General features: G+C 68.0%; 11 protein-coding genes. 7 read left to right on the forward strand and 4 right to left on the reverse strand.

Features of this window, described 5'->3' with window-relative positions; translation table 11 throughout:
* Positions 1-51 precede the first annotated feature (51 nt).
* Positions 52-1,842: an amino acid ABC transporter permease/ATP-binding protein gene (locus tag HWX36_RS19375; protein ID WP_175953749.1), complete on the forward strand. Its 1,791-nt coding sequence runs from the start codon at positions 52-54 to the stop codon at positions 1,840-1,842.
* 34 nt (positions 1,843-1,876) lie between these two features.
* On the forward strand, positions 1,877-2,815 hold the full coding sequence (locus HWX36_RS19380) for an ABC transporter substrate-binding protein (protein ID WP_175953752.1): 939 nt from the start codon (positions 1,877-1,879) through the stop codon (positions 2,813-2,815).
* A gap of 99 nt (positions 2,816-2,914) precedes the next feature.
* Here HWX36_RS19380 and HWX36_RS19385 read toward each other — a convergent pair whose 3' ends face one another.
* Positions 2,915-4,009 carry an LLM class flavin-dependent oxidoreductase gene (locus HWX36_RS19385; protein ID WP_175953754.1) on the reverse strand — a complete coding sequence of 365 codons (1,095 nt, stop codon included), beginning with the start codon at positions 4,007-4,009 and terminating at the stop codon, positions 2,915-2,917.
* 52 nt (positions 4,010-4,061) lie between these two features.
* Positions 4,062-5,027, reverse strand: a complete 966-nt coding sequence (locus tag HWX36_RS19390) for an ABC transporter substrate-binding protein (protein WP_175953756.1) — start codon at positions 5,025-5,027, stop codon at positions 4,062-4,064.
* 300 nt (positions 5,028-5,327) lie between these two features.
* Between HWX36_RS19390 and HWX36_RS19395 the strand changes: the two genes are divergently transcribed.
* Positions 5,328-6,245 (forward strand): alpha/beta hydrolase, encoded by a 918-nt coding sequence (locus HWX36_RS19395; protein WP_175953758.1) that lies wholly within the window; start codon positions 5,328-5,330, stop codon positions 6,243-6,245.
* A complete protein-coding gene (locus HWX36_RS19400; RefSeq protein WP_175953760.1) occupies positions 6,242-6,673 on the forward strand; it encodes a MarR family transcriptional regulator in 432 nt (143 codons plus the stop codon). Before HWX36_RS19395 ends, HWX36_RS19400 begins: the two co-directional genes overlap by 4 nt.
* 49 nt (positions 6,674-6,722) lie before the next feature.
* Here HWX36_RS19400 and adhP read toward each other — a convergent pair whose 3' ends face one another.
* A complete protein-coding gene (gene adhP, locus HWX36_RS19405; RefSeq protein ID WP_175953762.1) occupies positions 6,723-7,751 on the reverse strand; it encodes an alcohol dehydrogenase AdhP in 1,029 nt (342 codons plus the stop codon).
* Positions 7,752-8,259: 508 nt separating this feature from the next.
* Between adhP and HWX36_RS19410 the strand changes: the two genes are divergently transcribed.
* The 3 genes from HWX36_RS19410 to otsA all read left to right on the forward strand — a co-directional run bounded on the left by HWX36_RS19410 (position 8,260) and on the right by otsA (position 14,460).
* A complete protein-coding gene (locus tag HWX36_RS19410; RefSeq protein WP_244136457.1) occupies positions 8,260-10,338 on the forward strand; it encodes a TonB-dependent receptor in 2,079 nt (692 codons plus the stop codon).
* 454 nt (positions 10,339-10,792) lie between these two features.
* A complete protein-coding gene (locus HWX36_RS19415) occupies positions 10,793-12,427 on the forward strand; it encodes a methyl-accepting chemotaxis protein (RefSeq protein ID WP_175953763.1) in 1,635 nt (544 codons plus the stop codon).
* A 626-nt stretch (positions 12,428-13,053) separates the two neighbouring features.
* Entirely contained in the window at positions 13,054-14,460 is a 1,407-nt protein-coding gene (otsA, locus tag HWX36_RS19420; protein WP_175953765.1) for an alpha,alpha-trehalose-phosphate synthase (UDP-forming), read from the forward strand.
* Between the two features lie 15 nt (positions 14,461-14,475).
* Here the strand turns inward: otsA and HWX36_RS19425 are convergent, their stop codons facing one another.
* Positions 14,476-14,943, reverse strand: a complete 468-nt coding sequence (locus tag HWX36_RS19425) for an OsmC family protein (RefSeq protein WP_175953767.1) — start codon at positions 14,941-14,943, stop codon at positions 14,476-14,478.
* Between the last annotated feature and the right edge of the window lie 52 nt (positions 14,944-14,995).

Raw genomic sequence — 14,995 nt, forward strand, 5'->3', positions numbered from 1 at the left:
GCCGCCCGTGCGCGGCGCGCCCGCCCGACCGATTCGAGGATTTCCACCGACATGAGCGACACGACCCACCTCGGCGGCGCGCTGCCGCCGCTCTCTTCCCCCGGCGCGCGCGACGCCGGCACGCGTTTCCGGATCGTGCCCGCGCGCCACCGGTCGCGCACGGCCGGCTCCGTGCTCGCCGTCGCGCTGATCGCGATCGTCCTGCATTCGATCCTCGGCAACCCGCAATGGGGCTGGCCGGTGTTCGCCGAATGGTTCCTGTCGCCGCCGGTGCTGTCGGGGCTCGCGCGCACGCTGGTGCTGACACTGCTCGGCGCGGTATTCGGCCTCGTGCTCGGCGCGTTCGTCGCGCTGGCCCGGCTGTCGCGTTCGCGGCTGCTGTCGGCGAGCGCATGGACCTTCGTGTGGCTGTTCCGCTCGATTCCGCTGATCGTGCTGCTGCTGATCCTGAACAACCTCGGCTACCTGTACGAGCATGTGCGGCTCGGCGTGCCGTTCACCGACATCGTGTGGTTCGACACGCCGACGACCGACCTGATCAGCCCGTTCCTCGCGGCCGTGCTCGGCCTCACGCTGAACCACGCGGCGTTCTCCGCGGAGGTGATTCGCGGCGGTATTCTCGCGGTCGACCAGGGGCAGCTCGAAGCGGCCGCCGCGCTCGGGCTGCCGCGCGGCCGCCAGACCACGCGGATCGTTTTGCCGCAGGCGATGCGCGCGATCCTGCCCACCGCGTTCAACGACCTGATCTCGCTCGCGAAAGGCACGTCGATGGTGTACGTGCTCGCGATGCCGGAGCTGTTCTATACGGTGCAGGTGATCTATCGCCGCAATCTCGAAGTGATTCCGCTGCTGATGGTCGCCACCGTCTGGTACCTGATCATCCTGACCGTGCTGTCGGCCATCCAGGTGCAGGTCGAGCGGCACTATGCGCGCGGCGCGCTGCGCAACCCGCCGCCGTCGGTACTCACGTTCGCGCTCGCGCGCCTCGGCGTGCTGTGGCGGCGTGTCACGTCCCGTCACGCGGCATCGGTCGCGCAGGCCCGGGACGACAACGACGCCGCGACCGCCGTCGCTCCGCGCGCCGGCGGCGAAGTGGCCGTGCATGGCGTCTCGAAGCAGTTCGGCATGCAGCGCGTGCTCGACAACGTGTCGTTCGTCGCCCCGCGAGGCAGCGTGACCGTGATCGTCGGGCCGTCGGGCTCGGGCAAGTCGACGCTGCTGCGCACGATCAACCATCTCGAACGCGTCGACGACGGCTTCATCGACATCGACGGCGAACTGATCGGCTATCGCCGCGACGGCGACGTGCTCCACGAGCTGAAGGAACGCGACGTGCTGATACGGCGCACCGCCGTCGGGATGGTGTTCCAGAACTTCAACCTGTTCCCGCACCTGACAGTGCTCGAAAACCTGGTCGAGGCGCCGGTCGTCGTGGGCGGCATCTCGCGCGACGCCGCCGAGCGCATCGCCCGCACGCTGCTCGCGCGTGTCGGTCTCGCGGATAAAGCCGATGCGTACCCGCGCCAGTTGTCGGGCGGCCAGCAACAGCGCGTCGCGATCGCGCGGGCGCTCGCGCTGCGCCCGAAGGTGCTGCTGTTCGACGAGCCGACGTCGGCGCTCGATCCCGAGCTCGTCAACGAGGTGCTCGACGTGATCAAGGAACTCGCGCGTTCGGGCACGACGCTCGTGATCGTCACGCACGAGATCGGCTTCGCGCGCGAAGTCGCGGACAACGTGCTGTTCATGGAGCGCGGGCGCATCGTCGAAGCCGGGCCGCCGGCCGTCGTGCTCGACGCGCCGTCGCATCCGCGTACGCGTGCGTTCCTGTCGAGGGTGCTGTGATGCGCGCCGCTTCCGATCCACGAGGTGCCGCACGATGACCAACCGACGCCGGTTCATGACCGCCGCGCTGGTCGCGACAGCGGGCTTGCCGTGGCACGCGGCGGACGCGGCCGCGGCCGCCGCCACGGCCGACCTCGACCCGCGCCAGGCCGGCCGCCTGCGCGCGCCACCCGACGATGCGGCGATCCGCGCGGCGGCCGGCTACCGCTGGGTCCGCGACGGCGCGTTCACGGTCGCGATTTCACCGCACGCGCCGCCCGTGTCGACCTACGCGACCGATGCGCGCACCGTGGTCGGCGCCGATCCCGACTATGCGCAGCTCGTCGCGGACGCACTCGGCCGCACGCTCGTGCTGCTGCCGATCGCGTGGGCCGACTGGCCGCTCGGGCTGACGTCCGGCAAGTACGACGCGGTGATCTCGAACGTCGGCGTGACCGAGAAGCGCAAGGAGAAATACGATTTCACGACCTACCGGCTCGGGCTGCACGGCTTCTATGTACGCACCGGCAGCCCGATTTCGAAGATCGCCGAGCCGAAGGATATCGCCGGCCTGCGCATCATCACCGGCGCGGGGACGAGCCAGGAGCGCATCCTGCTCGAATGGAACAAGCGCAACGTCGCGCAGGGGTTGAAGCCGGCCGAGCTGCTCTATTTCGACGACGATGCGACCGCGCGTGTCGCGCTGCTGTCGGGCCGCGCCGATGCGGAGCTGAACCCGAATGCGTCGCTCGCGTACGAGGCCGCGCGCACGGGCAAGATCCGCCGCGTCGGTGTAGTCAATGCGGGCTGGCCGGCCAATGCCGACGTGGCGATCGCGACGCGGCGCGGCAGCGGGCTCGCGCCCGCGCTGACGCTGGCGACGAACGCGCTGATCGGCAACGGGCGCTATGGGCAGGCGCTCGCGCGCTGGGGCTTGCAGAGCGAGGCGATCGCGCGCGCCGAAACCAATCCGCCGGGGTTGCCGTCGTTCTGAGCGCGTTAACAGGACGATGCCCGACGTGACATCGCCCCGGCATTCCATGCCGGCCATGCCGGGGCGCGCGACACAACGCCGTTGGGTGGAGCGCCGAGCCTACGCCGTCACCGCCGCGTGAGACCGGTCAAGCTCCGCGACCTGCGCATGAATCGCCGGAATCAGGTCGCGCCCGTAGGCCAGCGCATCGTCGAGCGGATCGAACCCGCGAATCAGGAACGTCGACACGCCCAACCGGTAATACGTGCCGAGCGAGCGCGCAACCTGTTCCGGCGTGCCGACCAGTGCGGTCGAATTCCAGCGCGCGCCGGTCAGGTTCGCGACGCCCATCCACAGCCGCTCGTCGAGCACGTCGCCCTGCGCGGCGGCCGCCATCAGCCGTTGCGAACCCGCATTCTGCGGCGCATGGCCGGCGATCGGCTGGCCGTTCGCGAGCCGTGCCGCGCGTACGCGCGCGCGGATCGCCTCGGCCTTCTCCCAAGCGGCAGCCTCGGTGTCGGCGACGATCGGCCGGAACGACACGCTGATGCGCGGCGCACGCCCGAATGGTGCGGCGGCCTCACGCACGCGTGCGATCTGCTCGCGCACCGACGCGAGCGGCTCGCCCCACGTCATGTAGACATCGGCGTGCTCGCCCGCGACCGCCAGCGCGGCCGGCGACGACCCGCCGAAATAGATCGGCACGTGCGGCCGCTGCACGCCCTTCACGAGCGGCGACGCGCCGCGCAGCCGGTAGAACGCGCCGTCGTGGTCGACCGGTGCGTCGGCCTGCCAGATCCGCTTCAGCACGTCGAGATATTCGCCGGTGCGGCGGTAGCGCGCATCGTGCGGCACGAAATCGCCGTCGCGCTGCAGGTCCGTATCGTCGCCGCCCGACACGACGTTCAGCGCGAGCCGGCCGCCGCTGAATACGTCGAGCGTCGCGACCTGCCGCGCGGCGGCCGACGGCACGATCACGCCCGGCCGATGCGCGAGCAGGATGCGGATGCGCTCGGTCGCGGCGGCCGCGAACGACGCGACGATGAAACCGTCCGCCGCGTTGCTGAAATGGCCGACCAGGATCTGGTCGAAGCCGGCGGCCTCGTGCGCCTGCGCGAAACGGCGCACGTAGTCGGGCTGGACGGCCGCGCCGCCCGGTACGTCGACCTCCGCGCCGGGCGTCGCGGTGATCATGCCGATGATGTCGACTGGCATGTCGGGATGTCCTCGTGGTTCTCGATCGGAAATCGTGGCCGGGATGGTCCGCTTACTGCGCGGCGGCCGCTTTCTGCCCAGGCGCCGCGAACGCGCCCGCATACGAGCGGTCGAGCAGCTTCGACGTGTCGTACGCGGCCGGAATCACGCCGGCCTTGTGCAGGAAGTCGGCCGTGTTCTGCGCGTCCCTCGCGGCTGTCTCGTCGACCGGGCCGACGCGCTGCTTCGCGTTGTCGAGCCAGCGGTACGCAACGTCGGGCTCAAGCTTCGCGCGCTTCGCCCACAGGTCCGCATACTCGCGCGGGTGGCTGTCGACCCACTGGCGTGCGGCCACGACGCGTCGCAGGAAATCGGTGATCTCGGCGCGCTTGCCGGAGGCGGCCTGCTCGTTCGCGGCCACGAAGCTCAGCGCCGGCATCAGCCCCTGCGCGGTCGTCACGGGCCGCGCACCCTGCCGCAACGCGAGCGTGCTGACGAACGGCTCCCACAGCGACACGGCGTCGACCGAGCCGTTCGCGAACGCGTTGGTCGCATCGATCGGCATCAGGTACGCATACTTGACCGAATCCGCGCGCAAGCCCGCGCGTTCGAGCGCGCGCAGCACGAGCTGCTGGCTCCACGCACCGCGCCACACGGCGATGGTCTTGCCTTGCAGGTCGGCCACGGTGCGCACCGGCGAGTTCTTCGGTACGAGAATCGCGACGCCGTCGAGGCTCTGCCTCGACACGGCGACGACCTTCACCGGCGCGCCGCGCGCGGCCAGCGTCAGCAGCGCGGAATCGCCGAGAAAGCCGACGTCGATCGCATTGCCGTTCAGCGATTCGGCAACGGGCGCGGCGGCCTGGAAATGCTTCCACTCGATCGTGTAAGGCAGGTCCTTCAGCACGCCGGACGCCTCCATCGACGCCTGGATGTTGAAGTAGTTCTGTTCACCGACGCGCAGCGTGACGGTGTCTTTGGCAATGCCCGGCTGCGCGGCAAGCGCCAGCATGAGCGCCGTGACGATTCGGCTCAACAACGTGATCTCCCGGAGGGTTGGCAAACGGCCGCGCGACGGCGGCGCCTCGCGATCCGCCGTGCGCGGCGGCCGGCGGAACGGATGGAACCGGTGACGATACGTCGATCTTCATCATGAAACAAACGCAATATTCTTCTATGTAAAGATGCAAATGTTTTATGACGCGAGCGGCGTCGCCGGATCCCGCCCGTCGCGCTCGCGGGAACCCGGTTCGAATGAATCCTCGACAGATATTTCGTGCGCGAAATAAATCACGGACTATATTTCGCATACGAAATAACTCCCCGAACGAGGACCGCCGTGACCGCCCAACCCATCGAGTTTTCCGCCGCCGACGGCTACGCGCTGCGCGGCACGCTGTGGTCGCCGGACGCCGAGCCGCGCGCGCTGGTGCTGATCCATCCGGCGACGGCCGTGCCCGAGCGGCTGTATGCGGGCTTCGCCCGCTTCCTGACCGAACGCGGCTTTGCGGCGCTCACCTACAACTATCGCGGCATCGGCGCGTCGCGGCCCGCGCGCCTGGGCGCGCTGAAGGCCCGCATGCGCGACTGGATGGAACTCGACGTGGGCGGCGCGACCGCGTGGGCGCGGCAGGCGTACGCAGGTTTGCCGCTGCTGGCGGTCGGGCATAGCGTCGGCGGGCATGCGATCGGGCTGTCCGCCGCCACGCCGCACCTGCGCGCGGCCGTGCTGGTCGCCGCGCATGCGGGCAGCACGCGGCTGATCGCGCAGGCGGCCGAACGCCTGAAGGTGCGGCTGATCCTGCGCGTGCTCGGCCCGCTGATGTCCGCGCTGCTCGGCTACGTGCCCGGCAAGCGGCTCGGGCTCGGCGAGGACATGCCGGCCGGCGTGTTCCGCGAATGGAGCCGCTGGACGACGCTGCCGCACTATTTCTTCGACGATCCGACACTCGGCGCGGCCGAGCGTTACGCGAAACAGCAGTTGCCGATCCTCGTGCTCGGCTTCGACGACGACCCGTGGGCGAACCAGGCTGCGATCGGGCTGCTGGTAAGCTATCTGACCCGCGCGGCGGTCGAACGCCGCCAGATCGATCCGCACGTGGCGGGCAGCGGCCCGGTCGGGCACATGGGCTTCTTCCGCAGCCGCCCCGGCACCGTGCTGTGGCCCAGCGTGGCCGACTGGCTCGCGCAGGCACTGGACACGCCGCGCGCCGCGGGCCGTCCCTCCCTTTCCATTGCAGCCGGGAACCCAGCTTGAGCGAAGACCGACGACTGTTTTTCATGTTGAACATCGGCCAGCGGCGCGTGCAGCGCTGGATCGACCGCAAGGCGGAGACGGAGACGCGCGCGAGCGCCGCGCAGGCCGGCGCGCTGTTCTGCCTCGCGAAACAGGATGGCGCGCTGATCGGCGAAGTCGGCGCCGCGCTGCAGCTTGCGCCGTCCGCGATGACGGGGCTCGCCGACCGGATGGCGAAAGCCAGCCTGATCACGCGTCATGCCGATTCGGACGACGGCCGTGCGACGCGCCTGTACCTGACCGACGAAGGCCACGCGACACTCAAGCGTGCACGCGTGCTGCTGCGCGAACTCAACGGCAAGCTGTGCGACGGGTTTTCCGACGACGAACTCGATGTCGTCGCGCGCTGGCTGCATGCGCTGCAGGAGCGGTTTCCGGCGGAACGATGAGCAGCGCGGCGCCGTCGCGCCATCGACGTCACGCGCTGCGTGCAGCGCATCAATGCATGTCGGTCAGCACGACGCGCCCGTCGACCTTGCCTGCGCGCAGTTTCGCGAACACGTCGTTGATGTTGCCGAGCCGGTCGCGATGGATGTGCGCGCGCACCAGGCCGTCGGCCGCGAAATCGAGCGATTCCTGCAGGTCGCGCCGCGTACCGACGATCGACCCGCGCACGGTGATGCCGTTCAGCACGGTCGAGAAGATCGGCAACGGGAAATCGCCGGGTGGCAAGCCGTTGAGCGCCACCGTGCCGCCGCGCCGCACCATCCCGAGCGCCTGCGCGAACGCGCTGCGGGACACGGCCGTGACGAGCACGCCGTGCGCACCGCCGATCTCCTTCTGGATGACCTTGGCCGGATCGTCGATCGACGCGTCGATCGTCAGTTGTGCGCCGAGCTGCCGCGCCAGCGCGAGCTTGTCGGGTGAAATGTCGATGGCCGCGACGTGCAGGCCCATCGCGCGCGCGTACTGCACGGCCACGTGCCCGAGGCCGCCGATACCGGAAATCGCGAGCCACTGGCCCGGGCGCGTATCGGTGACGCGAATGCCCTTGTAGACGGTGACGCCCGCGCACAGGATCGGCGCGATCTCGTCGAACGCAACCTGCGCGGGCAAATGGCCGACGTAGTCGGGATCGGCCAGCACGTATTCCGCGTAGCTGCCGTTCACCGAATAGCCGGTGTTCTGCTGGTCATGGCACAGCGTTTCCCAGCCCGTGTAGCAGTACTCGCAATGGCCGCAGGCCGTATAGAGCCAGGGCACGCCCACGCGATCGCCTTCGCGCACATGCGTGACGCCCGCGCCGACCGCCGCGACGATGCCCACGCCTTCATGGCCCGGAATGAACGGCAACGACGGCTTGACCGGCCAGTCGCCGTCGGCCGCGTGCAGATCGGTATGGCACACGCCCGATGCCTGGATGTTGACGAGGATCTGGCCGCGCCCCGGCGTCGGCACGGGCACCTCCTCGATGCGTAGCGGTTCGCCGAATGCGTGCACGACGGCCGCTTTCATGGTTTGGGTCATGGATCGCTCCTGCCTGGTCGGTAGGCGATCCAGTATCCGGATTCGGACTCGAAGGACGTTGATACGTATCAACGCACGGGACGATGCACGGCGATGGCCACGGCTTCAAGGCGCCGCACCGGGGCGCGACGCCGGATCGCACCCTGTCAGGCCCGCGCACCGAATGCGGGCGGCGACCTCAGCGTGGTCAACGGACAAGCGTTCCACCCAGGTTCACGACCTGGACGTCCGGACAGCCCCCCGCGCGGGCGCGCCCCGCCGCTCCTGCTGCCATTTCACCCATCCGACAGAAACCCGACAGAATCCTGTCATCTTGCTTGGAATTTGAAATGATATAACATATCATTTCAAGTGCTCGCCCGCCTGACGCCGTTCTCCTGCGGGTGGCCGAGCCTCGCCGAGCCATGTTCCAACGGGTCACAGCGCGTCATCGACGCAACAATATATCGTATCCAGCGGTGGCCCGCATCGCTCGTTATCCGATCCGATTCCAACCGATTCACCGACCATGCGTGACCTCCCTCGTCTACCGCTTCGCCCGCTCTCGTCCCTTTCGCTGATGCTGTTCGCCGCCGTCGCGCACGCGCAGACCGATACGCCCGCCGCGTCCGGCACGCCACCGGCCACCGCGCTCGCCCCGATCTTCGTGACCGCGAACCCGCTCGGCGACAACGAACTGATCGCGCCGACCGTCCAGCTTTCCGGCGATGCGCTGACACGCCGCCAGGCCGATTCGCTCGGCGAAACGCTCAACGGGCTGCCCGGCGTATCGACCACCACCTACGGGCCGATGGTCGGCCGCCCGATCATCCGCGGGATGGATGGCGACCGGATCCGGCTGCTGCAGAATGGCGTCGCGGCCTACGACGCGTCGTCGCTGTCGTACGACCATGCGGTGCCGCAGGATCCGCTGTCGATCGAACGCGTCGAGATCGTGCGCGGCCCGGCCGCGCTGCTGTACGGCGGCAACGCGGTGGGCGGCGTCGTCAACACGATCGACAACCGGATTCCGCGCGAAGCGATCGAGGGCGTGACGGGTGCGCTCGACGCGCGCTACGGCGGCGCAAACTCGGTGCGCGCGGGCGCCGCGCAAGTCGAAGGCGGCAATGGCCGCTTCGCGTTCCACGTCGATGCGTTCGACCGCGAAACGAGCAAGCTGCGGATTCCCGGCTACGCGCGCAGCAGCGCGCAACGCGCGATCGACGGCCCCGACACGCCGCAGCCGTATGGCAACGTTCCGAACAGCGACGGCCGCGTGCACGGCGGCTCGGCCGGCGCGTCGTACACGTGGGCGGACGGCTTCGCGGGCCTGTCCTACAGCGGCTACGAATCGAACTACGGCTCCGTCGCGGAGAGCGACGTGCGGCTGCGCATGCGCCAGGAGCGCCTTGCGCTCGCGTCCGAGGTGCGCAACCTGAGCGGGCCGTTCACGAAGCTGAAATTCGACTTCGCGTACACCGACTACCGTCACAAGGAAGTCGACAACGGCGAGACCGCGACCACCTTCCGCAATCGCGGCTACGAGGCGCGCATCGAGGCAACGCATCGCAAGATCGGCCCGCTCGAAGGCGCGATCGGCGTGCAGTTCGGCCAGAACACGTTCTCCGCGCTGGGCGACGAGATGCTCGTGCCGTCCACGCGCACGAACAGCGTCGCGCTGTTCGGCCTCGAGGAATGGCAGGTCGTCCCGGCGCTCAAGCTGAGCCTCGGCGGCCGCTTCGAGCACGTGAAGGTCGATCCCGATCCGGCCGGCGTCGAGAAATTCGCGGGGGCGCAGCCGCGCGAATTCAACGCGGGCAGCCTGTCGGCCGGCGCGCTGTTCTCGCTGACGCCCGTATGGTCGGTGGCGGCCAACGTCGCGTACACCGAACGCGCGCCGACCTTCTACGAACTGTATTCGAACGGCCCGCACGATGCGACCGGCCAGTTCCTGATCGGCAACCCGAACGCGTCGAAGGAAAAGGCCGTGTCGACCGACCTGTCGCTGCGCTACGCGAGCGGCCCGAATCGCGGCAGCGTCGGCGTGTTCTACAACCGCTTCTCGAACTACCTGACCGAGTACAACACGGGCCGCGTGGTGAACGACGACGGCGAGCCGGTCGCGCCCGGTACCGACGACTCGCTCAACGAGGCGATCTACCGAGGCGTGCGTGCCGAGTTCTACGGCATCGAGCTGGACGGCAAGTGGCGCGCCTTCGCGCGGCGCGGCCATACGGTCGACCTGGAACTGACGGCCGACTACACGCATGCACGCAACGTCGACACGGGCCAGCCGCTGCCGCGCATCGCGCCGCTGCGCGCGACGCTCGCGGCCGACTACGGCTACGGCCCGTTCGGCGCGCGCGCGCAAGTCACGCATGCGTGGTCGCAGCATCGCGTGCCCGAGAACGACTTTTCGACGGACGGCTACACGTCGCTCGGCGTGATGCTCACCTACAAGTTCCGCGTCGGCCCGACGCACTGGCTCGCTTACCTGCGCGGCGACAACCTGACGAACCAGGAAATCCGCTATTCGACCTCGGTCGTACGCGGCTTCGCACCGGAAGGCGGCCGCAACGTGATGGCCGGGTTGCGCACCACGTTCTGACCCTATCACGGTCCGCGGCGCCCGCCGCGGGCCGCTTTCCGGCGCCCTCCTGCCCGCCGCGAAATTCCGTTTATCCGCCATTACCGGCAATCGCGCGGCACTCGCCGACGACGCGAACCGGTTCCCTACCCGATTCAGCCGAAACCCAATTCCGGCATTCATCCATAAATCGAAAAAATATTCATCATACTATTATTAGCAAAATAACCTACTTCGTTTCGCCAAAGAAAACCGGTTTCAAATTCCGCGTATAAACCTTTTAATCACGGGCACTCCGCCGATTCTTGATAGAAATCAAGAACGCCCGCCTGATAACGATTTCAACGCTAAAAAAACTAATATCAGGGTTTTCGAAGGGTAAAGAATCATCCGCCATACCCGTTAATGCCGGCACGAGCCCGTATCTGGTCGAACAATAATTTCAATTCGCCAACCACACGCACAGAGGCACACTGTGAAAATCGCCAGAATAAGCATCAAAACAAAACTCCTTGGCGGCTTCGGCCTGCTCGCCGCGATCGTCGTGATCGTGTCGGGCATGGCACTCAAGGCGCTATCCGATACGAACGCCGAGTTTTCCCGCTACATGAACGGCATCAATGCGCGGGCGACCCTTTCCGCGCAAATCCGCACCGCCGTCGACCGGCGCGCGATCGCCGCGCGCAACCTCGTACTCGTGACCAAACCGTCCGACCGCGAGCTCGAACTGGCCGAGGTGAACCAGGCGCACAAGGACGTGCAGGACCATCTCGCGAAGCTCAAGGACATGATGGCGAACGCGACCGACACCTCCGATCGCGCGCGCGAACTGGTGGCCGACATCGTGCGCATCGAAGGCAGCTACGGGCCGGTCGCGCTGCGCATCGTCGAGCTCGCGCAGGCCGGCAAGAAAGACGAGGCGATCGCCGACATCGACGACAACTGCCGGCCGTTGCTCGCGCAACTGGTGCACGCAACCGATGCCTACGCGACCTATACGCATGAACGCGAACTCGCGATCGCGCAGCAATTCGCGGATCGCTATGCGACGGAGCGCAACCTGCTGGCCGGGATCTGCCTGATCGCCGTCGCGGCCGCGGTATGCGGCGGCCTGTGGCTGACGCGCAAGATCACGGCGCCAATCGGCTCGGCCGTGGACGTCGCACGCACGGTCGCGAACGGCGATCTCGGCAGCCGCATCGACGTGAGCGGCAACGACGAGACGCGCGATCTGCTCGAAGCATTGCGAACGATGAACGAGCGATTGATCGGCATCGTCGGCCGCGTGCGCGATTCGTCGAACAGCATCGCGCATGCGGTCGGCGAGATCGCATCGGGCAACCTCGACCTGAGCCAGCGCACCGAGGAACAGGCCGCATCGCTGCAGGAAACCGCCGCGACGATGGAGGAATTCACGTCGACGGTGCGATTGAACGCGGAGAACGCGCAACAGGCCAGCTCGCTCGCCGCGAACGCATCGGACGTCGCGCAGCGCGGCAGTTCGGTGGTCGGCCGCGTGGTCGAGACGATGACGGAGATCGGCCACAGCTCGTCGAAGATCGCCGACATCACCGGCATCATCGAAGGCATCGCGTTCCAGACCAACATCCTCGCGCTGAACGCGGCCGTCGAAGCCGCGCGCGCCGGCGAACAGGGGCGCGGTTTCGCGGTCGTCGCGAGCGAGGTGCGCAGCCTCGCGCAACGTTCGTCCACGGCGGCGAAGGAGATCAAGGAACTGATCTCCGCGTCGGTGCAGACGATCCGCGACGGTTCCGAACTCGCGGGCGAAGCCGGCAAGACGATGTCCGACGTCACGCAGGCCGTTGCGCGCGTGACGGACATCATGGGCGAGATCGCGGCCGCGTCGGCCGAGCAGAGCCGCGGCATCGACCAGGTGAACCTGACGATCACGCAGATGGACGAGACGACACAGCAGAACGCGGCGCTCGTCGAACAGGCCGCGGCCGCATCGAAGTCGCTCGAGGCGCAAGGCCGCGAGCTGTCCGAAACGGTTGCCGCGTTCCGGATGCCGTCCGGCACGCGCGTGACGTCGCCGGGCGCGTACGCGCAAGCGCCCGCCGCGCATCGCTGGCAACCGGCCACCGCGTAATCGATACCGCAACGAGGCGACGATGCGCACGCCGTGCCGCCGCACTGCCTGCGTCACGCTTGTGCGCACCGCGCGATGCGCGGCCGCACGCGGCATGCGGGGCTGCTGCGCATCGTCACCGTCCGGCGCAGCGGGTTCACGTGCACGACGTCGCGCTTCGCCGATCCACGTCCCGCGCTCGCGGCACGCATACGTGTAGCTCGGCGGAGCCGCAGCGTCGACGATTGTTTTCGTCGACCGGCGCGGCGTCGTACGCGCGTCCTGACCTGCCCATCGCCACGCACGATCGCGCGTGATAGGCCCTCTTGCGCCTCGCATGGCGCACGTTGCGCTTGCAGCGTGGCGCAAGTTTCGATCCTGCCCGTGTAACGTGCGTTGCCACACCGGCGACATGGAGATCGCGCTGCATTCGCCCGCACATCGCTGGCCGAGGCAGACTTTTAAAACGCACGAATGGCGAGTATGCTAAAAAAAGCACTCCCCGTTCGGACGGCGAATCGCATGCCCTGACTCCCGTCCGATCGCATTGCGGCCCCATCGCTGCGCGCACCGCGCGTCGATGGCGGCGTCTGTTTCCCGCGCCACGGCCGCACGAACCTTTCCCCCAACAATCGTCAGGAGAGCTGGTGAGCCGACTCGTCGTCGTATCCAATCGCATTGCAGATCCTCGTAAAGCCGCGGCCGGCGGGCTCGCCGTCGCCGTGAAAGACAGCCTGCAGGAATCCGGCGGCGTCTGGTTCGGCTGGAGCGGGAGGCTACGCGGCGGCGACGATCAGCCGACGCACAGCGATGAGGTGCAGATCCAGAACGTCGGCGGCATCCAGCTCGCGACGATCGATCTCGACCCGCAGGATTACGACGCGTACTACCTCGGTTATTCGAACAACGTGCTATGGCCGGTGTTTCACTACCGGCTCGATCTCGCGCAATTCGACCGCCGCTTCGCCGACGGCTACCGGCGCGTCAACCAGTTGTTCGCGCGCAAGCTGCGCACGCTGCTGCGGCCTGACGACACCATCTGGGTCCACGACTACCAGCTGATTCCGCTCGCCGCCGAATTGCGCGCGATGGGCTGTACGAATCCGATCGGTTTCTTCCTGCACATCCCGATGCCGCCGCCGCCGATCATGGCCGCGATCCCGGAACACGAATGGCTGATGCGCTCGCTGTTCGCATACGATCTCGTCGGCTTCCAGACCGAATCGGACCTGCTCCACTTCGAGCATTACGTCGAAGCGGAAGCCGGCGCCGCGCGGCTGCCGGACGGCCGCCTGCGCGCGTTCGGCCGCACGCTGTCGGCCGGCGCCTTCCCGATCGGCATCAATGTCGACGAGTTCGAATCGCTCGCGCGCGATCGCGACGGGCTCGACATGTTCGCGCGGATGCGCGACGAGTATTCGCGCCGCCAGTTGCTGGTCGGCGTCGACCGGCTCGACTACACGAAGGGGCTGCCGCAGCGCGTGCATGCGTTCCGCCAGTTGCTCGAGCAGTATCCGGAGAACCGCAACCGCGCGACGCTGATCCAGATCGCCGCGCCAAGCCGCGAGGATCTCGGCGCGTACGACGACCTGCGGCGCGAGATGGACAGCCTGTGCGGCGCGATCAACGGCGACTACGGCGAACTCGAGTGGATGCCGATGCGCTACATTCACCGCACCGTCGCGCGCAAGCGCCTGCCGGGCCTCTATCGCGCAAGCCGCGTCGCACTCGTCACGCCGCTGCGCGACGGGATGAACCTCGTCGCGAAGGAATTTCTCGCCGCGCAGGACGCAGCCGACCCGGGCGTGCTCGTGCTGTCGCGTTTCGCCGGCGCGGCCGAGCAGTTGAAATCGGCGCTGCTCGTCAATCCGTACGACACGCAAGGCACCGCGCAGGCGATCCAGCGCGCGCTCGCGATGCCGCTCGAGGAACGCCGCCAGCGTCACGCGGCGTTGATGGCGCTCGTGCGCAAGACCGACGTGCACTGGTGGCGCACGCGCTTTCTCGACGCGCTCGCCGAAGCGGCCGAAGTCGCGGCCGCAACCCCATCCTGACGCGCTGACGCGCGCTCACGCGTCCGTCGCCACGTATTCGAGCGCCGCGCCGTTCACGTCGCACAGGTCGACCGAAACCGGAATGCCTTCGCGCAGGCTCGCCGTCAGTACGCAGTACGCATCGAATTGATCGAGCACGCGCGTCGCTGCCGCGAGATCGGCCCACGTCTTGCCGATCGACAGCCGTACCGACATCGCGCCCACCCGCACCCTGCCTGCTTCGTTCTGCACCATGTCGACGTCGATATGCGCGGCAATCGGCTGCGGATCGACACGCTGCTTTTCCAGCGCGAACAGCAGGCTCGCCGCGAGGCAGGTCGCGACGGCCGCGGCCAATAACCGGATCGGGTTCGGCCCGCGTCCGTCGCCGAGCGGCGGCGGCTCGTCGGTCAGCACCGGCGCCAGCGTCGTGCCGGCAAACGCCACTTCGAAACAGAAACGCGCCTGCTGCGCGACATCGACCGATACGTGCGCCTCGCTCATGGCGACTCCGTGGAGATCAACGGGGAAAGGAATGCCGGCGCGCAGTCGCTGC

The sequence above is a fragment of the Burkholderia sp. BCC0405 genome, from assembly GCF_902833075.1.
Lineage (GTDB): Bacteria > Pseudomonadota > Gammaproteobacteria > Burkholderiales > Burkholderiaceae > Burkholderia.